The following is a 12,622-nucleotide window of genomic DNA, read 5'->3' as shown; positions in this document are numbered from 1 at the left end:
ATAATAAATATTTATTATCTTTCTTCAATTGGTACATAAGTTCTGTTAACTTCGCCCACATAATGAGCTCTTGGACGCATGATTCTATTATCTTCATATTGTTCAAGAATATGTGCAATCCAACCTGAAGTTCTACTTACAGCAAAAATTGGTGTGAATAAATCATGTTCAATATTAAGGCTGTGATATACAGTAGCACTATAAAAGTCTACATTTGCAATTAAACCTTTTTCTTTTTTCATTTTGTCTGCAATTTTCACAGAAATATCAAATAATTGACTTTGCCCAGTTTCATTAGTGATTTTTCTGCTCATTTCTTTTAAGAACTTCGCTCTTGGGTCACCATCTTTATATACACGGTGTCCGAAGCCCATGATTTTTTCTTTGTTTTTAATTTTGTTATCGATATATTCATCAACTTCATCTTCTGATTTAACTTCAGCTAACATGCTCATTACACGTTCATTTGCCCCGCCGTGTAATGGTCCTTTTAATGAACCGACTGCAGCCACAATACCTGAATACATATCAGATAATGATGACACAGCACATCTTGCTGTAAATGTAGATGCATTAAATTCGTGGTCAGCATGTAATACTAACGCTTTGTTAAATGCTTCAACTTCGATATCAGTAGGTAATTCACCTCTTAACATATACAAGAAGTTTCCTGCATAATTTAAGTCTTTATTAGGTTTAACTGGATCTTTACCTTCTCTTACGCGTGCAAAAGCAGTTACTAATGAAGCAATCTTCGCTTGAATACGAATGCCTCGTTCTAACGTTTCTGCATCATCTTCAGTTTCAGCTTTAGAATCAAAGTGAGCAATGTAAGATACTGAAGTTCTTAAAGCAGTCATAGGGTGTACATTATCTGTCGCATATTCCTTGAAGTGACTGTACACTCTAGGATTTAACTCCATATAACTTAATAGTTTTTCTTTTAAAGTTTTAAGTTCTTCAGCGTTTGGTAATCTATAATGCCATAATAAAAAGATAATTTCTTCAAATTCAGCATTATTCGCTAAATCATCTATGTCATAGCCCGCATATGTTAATTGACTGTCGATGATTGAACTAACTTTAGTTTCGGCAGCTAGAACCCCTTCTAAGCCTTTTTGTACGTTTGCCATATTTAATTCCCCTTTTCTATTTCGTTATGAAATGGCTTACAAAAACTATTATATCCAATCAGAGATGATTTGTGAATATATAAAGCCATAATTCTTATTATCCTCATAAGAAATTTATTAAACTTAAATAGTGCTTTAAATCATTCACAAATACATTGTTTGCTATATCTACATTCTAATATTTATAAGCTATTACTTCAATTTATCTAAGAATTTAATTTAATTATCGTATATGATAACTAAATATGAATTAACACCTGTAAAATTACATATTAAATTTTAAAAATAGTTGTAAAATCTTTAATTGGATTGCATAATTAATACTAGATAAACAAAGGAGAAATGTAGATGAAAAAACAAGTATTAGACAGAGAACTTAGTAATCGTCATGTTCAACTAATTGCTATTGGGGGAGCAATTGGTACTGGATTATTCTTGGGAGCAGGACAAACGATTGCATTAACGGGTCCTTCCATTTTACTTACCTATATTATTATAGGGTTTATGTTATTTATGTTTATGAGAGGTTTAGGGGAAATTCTGGTTTCCAACACAGGATTTAAATCTTTCGCAGATGTAACGAATGAATATATAGGCCCATTTGCAGGTTTTGTTACTGGTTGGACATATTGGTTATGTTGGATTATAACTGGTATGGCAGAAGTTACTGCCGTTGCAAAATACATAAGTTTTTGGTTCCCACAAATACCCAATTGGATTAGCGCATTATTTTGCGTACTTATCTTAATGTCATTCAATTTATTAAGTGCCAAATTATTTGGTGAATTAGAATTTTGGTTCGCAATCATTAAAATCGTCACAATTATTGCTTTAATTGTCGTTGGTGCAATTATGATTATTATGGCCTACAAAACACAATTTGGTCATGCATCACTGACTAATTTATATAATAATGGTATTTTCCCTAAAGGCGTAAGTGGCTTTATGATGTCATTCCAAATGGCATTATTCTCATTTGTTGGTATCGAATTAATTGGTGTTACAGCAGGTGAAACTAAGGATCCTAAAGTAACAATTCCAAGAGCTATCAACAGCGTACCGATTCGTATCATTATTTTCTATGTCGGTTCATTAGCAGTGATTATGTCTATCGTTCCTTGGGCACAAGTAAATCCAGAAGAAAGCCCATTTGTTAGATTATTTGCACTCATCGGCATACCATTTGCCGCTGGATTAATTAACTTCGTAGTGTTGACTGCGGCAGCATCGTCTTGTAACAGTGGTATCTTTTCAAATAGTAGAATGCTTTTTGGTTTATCTAACCAAGATCAAGCACCACCTATGTTCAAAAGTAAAAACAAAAATGGTGTACCACATATAGCGATTATCGCATCATCATTTTTATTATTAATCGCAGCTTTATTAAACTATATTATTCCGAATGCAACACAAGTGTTTACTTATGTCACAACGTTATCAACGGTATTGTTCCTTGTAGTATGGGGGCTGATAACAGTTGCATATATTAATTATCACAAGCGCAATCCGGAAAAACACAAAAATGCAAACTACAAATTATTTGGTGGTAAATATATGGCTTATGCTATCTTAGTATTTTTCTTCTTAGTATTCTGCTTATTATTTGTTAACGTAGATACTAGAAGAGCCGTGTATATAACGCCAATCTGGCTTGTTATTTTAGGCCTGATGTATCTTAGATATAAAAATGCGATTAACAGAACTCAAAAATAATTAACTTACTAATGTAACTGTTAGCAATAATCGTTCAAACATAAAAGCAACTCATTGCACTGATTTAGTCAGTACAAAATGAGTTGTTTTTTTTATGCTTTTTGCAGTTTTGTTTACAGTTGACTACCCTGTTATAGAATGTCTAAGACCACTCCTATTATAGTTTCACGTGCCAAATATTTTATAAGATTAACTCACTTTTCATACTAAAAAACGTCAATCTCTATATTTACTATAGAAATTGACGTTTTTTTTTAGTAAAGCTTATTTACATATTAAAGCACGTTAGCGTAACCTTCGAATACTTTACCTTGGTTAGCATCGACAGTTACTAAGTTATCGCTTTGGATTTCAGTTGTAGCATTTTCAACACCAACAATTGTCGGAATACCTTTTTCTAATCCAACGATTGCGCTTGGTGAAGTAATACCATTTTCTTCTGTTATTAAACCTAATGCTTGTTCAATATATGGTATTAAAGTTTCATCAACTGATGTAGTAACGATTACTTTATCTGATAAGTCTACACCTTCTAAATCACTAGCACTGTTAGCTACTAATGTTTTACCTACTACTGAGTTACGCCCAACACCTTGGCCATTTGCGATTTCATCGCCTACTAAGTGTAATTTCATCATGTTAGTAGTACCTTTTTCACCTGTTGGCACACCAGCAGTAATAATGATTAAATCACCATTTTGTACTCTTTCAGTTTCAACAGCTGTTGCAACTGCGTTATTTAACAATGCATCTGTCGTTTTACGACCTTGTTTAACTACAGGATAAACGCCCCATACTAAAGCACATTGGCGTGCAGTTTCAGCACTTGGCGTAACGGCAATAATGTCTGATTTTGGTCTATATTTAGAAATTGTACGAGCAGTAGAACCACTTTCTGTAGCTGCGACAATAGCTTTAACACTTAAGTTTAATGCAGTGTGTGCAACTGATACACCAATTGCATTAACTAATGATGTTTCTACTAATTTTGTACGGTCAGATAATAATTGTTTATAATCTTGTGCAGCTTCAGCTGAAACAGCAATATTTCTCATTGTTTTAACAGCTTCTTCTGGATATGATCCTGCTGCAGTTTCACCTGATAACATTACTGCATCTGTACCATCATAAATAGCGTTAGCAACGTCACTTGCTTCTGCACGCGTTGCACGTGGATTACGTTGCATAGAATCTAACATTTGAGTTGCAGTAATAACTGGCTTACCTAGTTTGTTACATTTTCTAATTAAATCTTTTTGTACCATTGGCACAGATTCTGGTGGGATTTCAACACCCATGTCACCACGTGCTACCATTAAACCATCAGATACTTCTAAAATTTCTTCAATGTTGTCGATACCCTCTTGGTTTTCAATTTTAGGAATAATACTAATTGTGTCGTTTTTGTTTTCTTCTAATAATTTACGAATGTCTAATACGTCACTTGGACGACGTACGAAACTTGCTGCAATAAAGTCTACACCTTGTCTAATACCAAATTTAATATCTTCAGCATCTTTATCAGTAATACCAGGTAAGTTAACTTTTACGCCAGGTAAGTTAACTCCTTTTTTATTTTTAAGTTCACCAGTATTTAATACGTCACAAAGCACTTCGCCTTTTTCTTTATCTATTTGTTTAACTTGTAATTCAATTAAACCATCATCTAATAAGATATAAGAACCTTCACCTACGTCATTAATAAGGTTGTCATAAGTTACAGAGAATTTTTCTGGAGTACCTTCAACTTCAGTCATGCTAACGATAACTTCTGTACCTTTTTCTAATTCAATAGCACCGTCTTTCATATTATGAGTACGGATTTCTGGTCCTTTAGTATCAAGTAAGATAGCTACAGTTTTACCTAAACGTTTAGAAACTTTTCTGATAGTGTCAATACGTGCTTGATGCTCATCAAAGTCACCGTGTGAAAAGTTCAATCTGGCAACGTTCATACCAGCTTTCATTAATTTTTCTAACATTTCTTCAGATTCTGATGCTGGTCCAATCGTACATACAATTTTTGTTTTTCTCATTGTAATTGCCTCCCGAATAATTAAATAGATAGTTCTTTAGTTAAATTGTAAATATTGTGATCAAATTTATGCGTTTCTGCTATAAAAATTTCATCAAATGGTGTGCTTGTTAAATCGTTGTTTTTAATGCCGACACCTCTTGCTGTCTCACCATTCATCAATAATTCAACAGCATAACCTCCTAAACGCGATGCTAAAACTCTATCTGCGCCTGTTGGGCTTCCTCCACGTTGAATGTGTCCCAATACTGAAACACGAGCATCAACGTTAATGTATTTCGCTAATTCTTGGGCACATGATTCACCTGACATTACGCCTTCTGCAACCATAACGATAGAGTGTTTTTTACCACGCCTGATACCATGATCAATACGTTCTGCTACTTCTTTTATTTCAGTTTTAACTTCTGGAATAATGATAGTTTCAGCACCGACTGACATACCAGCCCATAGCGCTAGGTCACCACAGTCACGACCCATAACTTCGATAATAAAAGTTCTAGCGTGACTAGAAGCAGTGTCCCTAATTTTATCTACAGATTCAATTATAGTATTTAAAGCCGTATCAAATCCAATAGTAAAATCAGTACCATTAATATCATTATCTATTGTGCCTGGCACACCGATAGTTTGAATTTCTGAACATTCTTCACTAATGCGTTGAGCACCTCTGTAGCTACCATCTCCACCAATAACTACTAGGCCTTCAATGCCTCTTTTACGTAAATTTTCTATACCTTTTTTACGTACTTCTGCTTCTTTAAATTCTGGACATCTTGCAGAATATAAAAATGTACCACCACGTTGAATCGTATCACCAACTGAACCTAGTTCAAGTTTTTTAATATCATCGTTTAATAACCCTTGATATCCCTGATATACGCCGTAAACTTCAATATCATTATATATCGCTTTACGAACAACAGCTCTTACTGCCGCATTCATTCCAGGTGAGTCTCCACCACTAGTTAAAACCGCAATTTTTTTCATGACGACATACCTTTCTGCCTTGTATTTCTTACTTTAAAAATACCATAAATTCACATATGGTGCCATAAATATAAGGTTTATTAATTTATGTAAACGTTTTAATTATCAATATTTTTATAGAATTTAATAGGAAAGCGTTTTAATTATTTATCATTTTATTCAGCTAATTAAAAAATATAATTATAAAGTAAACTTCAAAAAAACCTCTCTAGTTTTTAGAGAGGTTCACTTTATTTTATTCATGAAATGACCCGATATTTCTGAATTTTTCATAACGATCTTCAACGAGTTCTTCAGCATTCATCTTATTCAATTCAGCTAAATATTGTTCAAATTTTGCTTTAATATTTTGTGCCTGTAATTCAACATCATGATGCGCACCACCTAGTGGTTCTTCAACAACATCATCAGCAACTTTTAGTTCTTGTAAATCTTTTGCTGTTATTTTCATTGTTTCTGCAGCTATTTTAGCTAAATTACTATCTTTCCATAATAATGCCGATGCCCCTTCAGGGGAAATAACAGAATAAGTACTGTTTTCAAGCATTAAAATTTTGTTAGTAATACCGAGACCAAGTGCGCCACCACTTCCACCTTCACCAATAACTATTGAAATAACAGGTACTGTTAACGATGCCATTTCTACTAAGTTTCTTGCGATAGATTCACTTTGACCACGTTCTTCAGCTGCTTTACCTGGATACGCACCTTTTGTATCAATAAATGTAAAAATAGGTCTATTAAATTTTTCAGCCTGCTTCATTAAACGAAGCGCTTTTCTATAACCTTCTGGATGCGCCATCCCAAAGTTACGATAAATATTATCTTTCGTATCTTTACCTCTTTGTTGTCCTACTACTGTTACGGCTTGGCCATTTAAATAACCAATACCACCAATCATAGCGGGATCGTCTCTAAAATTACGATCTCCATGTAATTCAATGAAAGAATCAAAAATTAATGGGATGTAGTCTAATGACGTTGGTCTTTCTTGTAACCTAGCTAATTGCACACGGTCCCAAGGTTTTAAATTTGTATAAACTTTATGAGTTTCTCTATCTAATGATGCTTCTAACATATCAATTTCTTCTTGTAAGTCTACATCATTTTTTTCTTGAGATTCTTTTAATGATTCTATTTTATTTTTAATTTCATAAAGTGGCTTCTCAAAATCAAGCATTGTTTTTCACCTCTTGGTGCATTTTTAAAATATTAGCTAAAGTTTCTTTCATTTCTTTTCTATGAACGACTTTATCTAATTGACCATGTTCTAATAGAAATTCTGCAGTTTGGAAATCGTCCGGTAATTTTTCATTAATTGTTTGTTCGATGACACGTCTACCAGCAAAACCAATTAATGCTTTAGGTTCACTAATATTTATATCACCCACTGAAGCAAAGCTTGCAGATACACCACCGGTAGTTGGGTTAGTTAAGTATGAAATATACAATAAACCTGCATTAGCATGTTTTTTTAATGACACACTTGTCTTACCCATTTGCATTAATGAGATAATACCTTCCTGCATTCTAGCACCACCACTAGCTGAAAACAGAATAAATGGTAAACGATGTTCAGTACAATATTCTATAATACGGCAAATTTTTTCACCGACTACTGCACCCATACTTCCCATTCTAAATCTCGCATCCATAACTGCTACACCATAATCAATACCGTCTAACTTAGCGGTACCTGTAACAACTGCTTCGTTAAGTTCAGTCTTTTGCTGATCTTTTTGAACTTTTTCTTCATAACTTGGAAAATCTAATGGATTTGCAGAAGTCATACCTTTGTCAAATTCCTCAAATGTATTTTCATCTGAAATAGCTTCGATTCTTTTATAAGCAGTAAGTGCGATATGGTGGTCACAATTGAAACATACATTTAAATTCTCGGATAATTCTTTTGTATACATTATTTTTTTACATTTTGGGCACTTCGTCATGATACCCGCTGGTACATCACTCTGTTTCGAATCCGATACAGTTACATACTTTTTCTTTTTACTACTACGATTAAAAAAATCTTTAAACATGAGTAAACCTCCACTTAACCACCGACAATGATTACTATCATCCTACGTTTATAGCACAATATTATTTTGAGTTTAATTCGGTTAATTTTATTGTTTTATTATAAATTTCTTCAGGGTCAACTTCAGTTCTAGCAACACCTGATTCCATCGCAGCTTTAGCAACTTCTCTAGCTACTGATGGCGCAACTCTATTATCGAAAGGCGCTGGGATACAATAATCTGGATTTAACTCTTCTGGTTTTATTAAATCAGCAATTGCTTCAACAGCAGCTCTTTTCATTTGTTCATTAATGTGAGTAGCTTCTACATCTAAGGCTCCTCTGAAAATGCCAGGGAACGCTAACACATTGTTAATTTGGTTTGGAAAATCTGAACGACCAGTACCGATAACTTTTGCACCAGCTTCTTTTGCGTCATTAGGGTTAATTTCTGGGTTAGGATTAGCCATTGCAAAAATAATTGGATCATCAGCCATTGACTCAACCATTTCTTTTGATAATAAGTCAGCTACAGAAACACCGATAAAGACATCGGCGTCTTTAATCACATCTTCAAGCTTACCATCTATTTTATCTCTATTTGTCCATTTAGCTACATATTCTTTCGTGTCATTCATACCAGCTGGACGACCTTCATAAATCGCTCCTCTTGAATCACACATTACCATGTCATGTACACCATATGAATAAAGTAATTTAACGATAGCGATACCTGCCGCTCCGGCTCCGTTTAATACTACTTTAATATCTGATAAATCTTTATCAACAATTCTAAGCGCATTAATTAAACCTGCTACTGTAACAATAGCAGTACCGTGTTGGTCATCATGGAATACTGGAATTTTAGTTTCTTTTTTCAAACGTTCTTCAATTTCAAAACAACGTGGCGCAGAAATATCTTCTAAGTTAATGCCACCATAGTTTGGTTCAATTAGTTTTACAGTTCTAATAATTTCTTCAGTATCTTTAGTATCTAATGCTAATGGAATACCATCTATGCCTGAAAAACTTTTAAATAATACGGCTTTACCTTCCATTACAGGTATACTCGCTTCAGCACCAATATCACCTAATCCTAAAACAGCAGAGCCATCAGTGACTACTGCAACGGTATTACTTTTCATTGTATAATCAAATACTTTTCTTTTATCTTCGTGAATTTCTTTACAAGGTTCGGCTACACCTGGTGAATAAGCTAAACTTAATTCTTCTTTATTTGTAACTTTTACTTTAGCATTGACTTCAAGTTTACCTTTATTTTTTCTGTGCATTTCTAATGCTTCATCTCTTAATGACATGCTTACGTCGCCCCCAGACAAATATATTGAGTAATTATATATATTTTTATTACACCATTAACTATATAACAATTATTAGACGAGATAAATAAATGTGTGTAACAAATTTCTAATTAAAATAGCTTAATAAAAATATACACTAAATTTCATAAGAAAACTGATGGTAAATGTTCAATAACCATCAGTTAACTATATCATAATTTATAATAGTGTAAAAGTTATATAATTCTAATGTCTGCTGGGTCAAAGTGCAAAATAAATTGCGAAATATCATCATTATTTATATAACCTATAAAATTCATTTTATTAGTTGTTTCATCATAAAACTCGACAGGTAAACTATGCGTAGTTTCCTCATTAGAAAGTTGTGCTATTTCGTCAATGTCTTTATCTTGTCGAATAACAATTTGTCGTGCATTTTGAATGATTGCTTGTTCAAACTCTTCTAAACTGCTTATTTGAGAAATTATCAGTTGTAATTTATTATTTCTACGCTCAAATTTACCTCTTACAGTTAACATGCTTTCTTGTGATAATAATTGTTCATACTTTTTATACACATCAGGAAATACGACGCCATCCATAGTATTGTTGCCATCATTTATAGTGATAAAAGCCATATTTTGACCATTTTTAGTTCGAATTTTTTTTATTTGCTCAAGTTGTATAAAGATTGGCTTATGATTAACAGCATTAGTTAATTTATAAATACCTAAATATTGTTTTTTATTAAAAGCTTTTTCTACCGGATGCGTCGAAATATAAAATCCTAAGTATTCTTTTTCATAATCACTCAACACTTTATCCGGCAACTCTTCTTTCTCTTCATACGTCGTTTTTGGCGTTAAGACGTCAAAAATTAAATCATCTTGTTCAATACTGGAAACATCATCTAATACTTGATCTATAGATTGTAGTAACGTGGCACGATTTTGTCCTAGCTGATCAAAGGCTCCTACTAGAATCAATGCCTCTAACAATTTACGTGTTTTAATTCTTTTAGGTATACGACGAGCAAAATCGAAAAAGTCTTTGAAATTACCATCCGCTTGGCGCGTTTCGATGATTAATTTTACGCTTTGATAACCTACGCCTTTGATTGCCCCAAGAGATAAGTAAATACCATTCCGCGTTGCTTTATAAAACCAATGACTATAATTAATGTGTGGCGGTAAAATATCAATGTGTTGGTGTTTAGCTTCATCGATAATAGCCGCTGTCTTTTGTTCACTGCCTATAATATTACTTAATATATTGGCGTAAAAATAATTGGGGTAATGTACTTTTAAATAAGTCATAATATAAGCTATTTTTGAATAACTTACCGCATGCGCTCTCGCAAAACCATAGTCTGCGAATTTTAAAACTAAATCAAAAATTTGTTTGCTTAGCTGTTCGTCATATCCATTTTCCACTGCACCTTTTACAAAATGCTGTCGCTCATTTTCGAGAACAGCCCTATTTTTTTTACTCATCGCACGTCTTAGAATATCCGCTTCACCATAACTAAACCCAGCGAATTTACTAGCTATTTGCATAATTTGTTCTTGATAAATGATAACGCCGTAAGTCTTTTTTAAAATAGGTGCTAAATCCTCATGTAAATATTCAACTTTTGAAGGCTCGTGTCTACGTGTAATATAAGTAGGAATTTCCTCCATTGGTCCTGGTCTATATAAAGATGTAACGGCTACGATATCTTCAAAATGCTCTGGTTGCAATTTTTTTAAAACATTGCGTATACCGTCGCTTTCTAATTGGAATATCCCTGTTGTATCACCAGAAGATAATAAGCGAAATACTTCGTTATCATCGAAAGGAATTTGTTCTATATCTATTGTTATATTTAAATCGTATTTAACTTGTTTAACTATTTGATGGATAATTGATAAGTTTCTAAGCCCTAAAAAGTCGATTTTTAATAATCCAATTCTTTCGGCTTCGGTCATCGTCCACTGCGTTAAGACGCCATTATCACCTAGTGTAAGTGGTGCATAGTCATATATTGGTTGGTCGTTTATTATTATGCCAGCTGCGTGTGTAGATGTATGACGTGGGAGACCTTCTAATTTTTTGCAAATTTCGAACCATCTTTCGTTACGATGATTACGATGAACGAAATCTTTAAATGCCTCATCCTTATATGCCTCATCTAATGTGATGCCTAACTTATAAGGGATTAATTTGGATACTTCATTAAGCGTTACGTCATCAAAACCGATTATTCGCCCTACATCTCGTGCAACTGCTCTAGCTAATAAATGACCAAACGTTACAATTCCTGCCACATGATTATCACCATATTTTTCTTGGACATATTGAATGACTTTGTCTCTTTTTGTATCTTCAAAATCAATATCAATATCTGGCATTGTGACACGTTCCGGGTTTAAAAATCGTTCGAATAGTAAATCATATTTAATTGGATCGATAGTAGTAATATCTAACAGAAAACTAACTAATGAGCCGGCCGAAGAGCCCCTACCAGGACCTACTAAGACATCATTCGTTTTTGCATAATGAATCAAATCACTCACTATTAAGAAATAATCTTCAAATCCCATATCGGTAATGATTTTAAACTCATAATTTAAACGTTGACGATAACTATCATTGTGGTTTAATCCTTTTTGCTCTAGCTGTTGCTTGAGCACTTGCATTAAATAATTTTTCGACGTTAAATTATCTGGCGTTGGAAATTTAGGTAAAAGATTTTGATGATAATTCAGTTCAGCCGTGCATAAATGTGCTATACGTTCTGTATTTTCAAATGCTTCTTTAGGCACGTCCAAATCAAACAACTCATCTTCACTTAATACATGTGTATGATAATCAATAGGTTCATTAACTAAATCTAATTTTTTATTGTCTCGAATCGCATTCAAGGCTGTAATTGTATTTGCATCTTCTCTATTTAAATAGTTTGCATTCTGCAACCATACCATTGGCGCATCAATAATCGATTCACTTAAATGATTAATGTAAAGATCGGAATGAGATTTAAATTGTTCCACAATGTTCTGATGTGATTCACTAACATTTTTAAAAATGATAATTAGCTCATCAGCATATTTTGCTAACCATTCGTAACTTGTTTCAACCTTATCTTTCATTTTAATCGCCGATGATAATTTTATTAAATCTGTTAAGCCTTGATTATTTTTAGCCAACACTACTGTTTCTAGTGATGTTAAACCGTCAGTTAACCATAATGTCATGCCAAAAATAGGTTTAATATTTGCACTTATACACGCATCATAGAATTGAGGATAACTATACAGCACATTCGTATCGGTAATGGCTAAAGCTGTATAGCCTTCATTAGTTGCTTTTGTCACGACATCATGAATCTTTAAACTTGAATTTAGTAAGTCATATGCCGAATGTATATTTAAATATGCAACCAATGTTATCA

8 protein-coding genes are annotated in these 12,622 nt (G+C 33.3%); 1 reads left to right on the top strand and 7 read right to left on the bottom strand.

What is annotated here, in order from left to right:
• Positions 1-14: 14 nt before the first annotated feature.
• Entirely contained in the window at positions 15-1,133 is a 1,119-nt protein-coding gene (locus ISP08_RS05805; protein WP_048793462.1) for a citrate synthase, read from the bottom strand.
• Positions 1,134-1,481: 348 nt separating this feature from the next.
• Between ISP08_RS05805 and ISP08_RS05800 the strand changes: the two genes are divergently transcribed.
• Positions 1,482-2,846, top strand: coding sequence for an amino acid permease (locus tag ISP08_RS05800; protein WP_048793461.1), 1,365 nt, complete (start codon positions 1,482-1,484; stop codon positions 2,844-2,846).
• Between the two features lie 275 nt (positions 2,847-3,121).
• Here ISP08_RS05800 and pyk read toward each other — a convergent pair whose 3' ends face one another.
• The 6 genes from pyk to ISP08_RS05770 form a co-directional block, all read right to left on the bottom strand.
• Entirely contained in the window at positions 3,122-4,882 is a 1,761-nt protein-coding gene (gene pyk, locus ISP08_RS05795; RefSeq protein ID WP_195718005.1) for a pyruvate kinase, read from the bottom strand.
• A 20-nt stretch (positions 4,883-4,902) separates the two neighbouring features.
• Entirely contained in the window at positions 4,903-5,871 is a 969-nt protein-coding gene (gene pfkA / locus ISP08_RS05790; protein WP_048793459.1) for a 6-phosphofructokinase, read from the bottom strand.
• A gap of 235 nt (positions 5,872-6,106) precedes the next feature.
• On the bottom strand, positions 6,107-7,051 hold the full coding sequence (locus ISP08_RS05785) for an acetyl-CoA carboxylase carboxyltransferase subunit alpha (RefSeq protein WP_048793458.1): 945 nt from the start codon (positions 7,049-7,051) through the stop codon (positions 6,107-6,109).
• Positions 7,044-7,910: an acetyl-CoA carboxylase, carboxyltransferase subunit beta gene (accD, locus tag ISP08_RS05780; protein WP_048793457.1), complete on the bottom strand. Its 867-nt coding sequence runs from the start codon at positions 7,908-7,910 to the stop codon at positions 7,044-7,046. The genes ISP08_RS05785 and accD overlap by 8 nt, the downstream gene beginning before the upstream one ends.
• Before the next feature lie 61 nt (positions 7,911-7,971).
• Positions 7,972-9,207 (bottom strand): NADP-dependent malic enzyme, encoded by a 1,236-nt coding sequence (ystJ, locus tag ISP08_RS05775; RefSeq protein ID WP_195718004.1) that lies wholly within the window; start codon positions 9,205-9,207, stop codon positions 7,972-7,974.
• Between the two features lie 218 nt (positions 9,208-9,425).
• Positions 9,426-12,614, bottom strand: coding sequence for a DNA polymerase III subunit alpha (locus tag ISP08_RS05770; RefSeq protein ID WP_195718003.1), 3,189 nt, complete (start codon positions 12,612-12,614; stop codon positions 9,426-9,428).
• Positions 12,615-12,622: the final 8 nt, after the last annotated feature.

This window comes from Staphylococcus lloydii, from assembly GCF_015775975.1.
Classification (GTDB): Bacteria; Bacillota; Bacilli; order Staphylococcales; family Staphylococcaceae; genus Staphylococcus; species Staphylococcus lloydii.
This window is presented reverse-complemented; position numbering and strand designations above follow the sequence as displayed.

What these genes read in the sequence shown, in the direction of transcription:
- ystJ (WP_195718004.1), bottom strand. Translation starts at nt 9,207, where the DNA reads ATGTCATTAAGAGATGAAGCATTAGAAATGCACAGAAAAAATAAAGGT.
- ISP08_RS05800 (WP_048793461.1), top strand. Translation starts at nt 1,482, where the DNA reads ATGAAAAAACAAGTATTAGACAGAGAACTTAGTAATCGTCATGTTCAA.
- ISP08_RS05805 (WP_048793462.1), bottom strand. Translation starts at nt 1,133, where the DNA reads ATGGCAAACGTACAAAAAGGCTTAGAAGGGGTTCTAGCTGCCGAAACT.
- accD (WP_048793457.1), bottom strand. Translation starts at nt 7,910, where the DNA reads ATGTTTAAAGATTTTTTTAATCGTAGTAGTAAAAAGAAAAAGTATGTA.
- ISP08_RS05785 (WP_048793458.1), bottom strand. Translation starts at nt 7,051, where the DNA reads ATGCTTGATTTTGAGAAGCCACTTTATGAAATTAAAAATAAAATAGAA.
- pyk (WP_195718005.1), bottom strand. Translation starts at nt 4,882, where the DNA reads ATGAGAAAAACAAAAATTGTATGTACGATTGGACCAGCATCAGAATCT.
- pfkA (WP_048793459.1), bottom strand. Translation starts at nt 5,871, where the DNA reads ATGAAAAAAATTGCGGTTTTAACTAGTGGTGGAGACTCACCTGGAATG.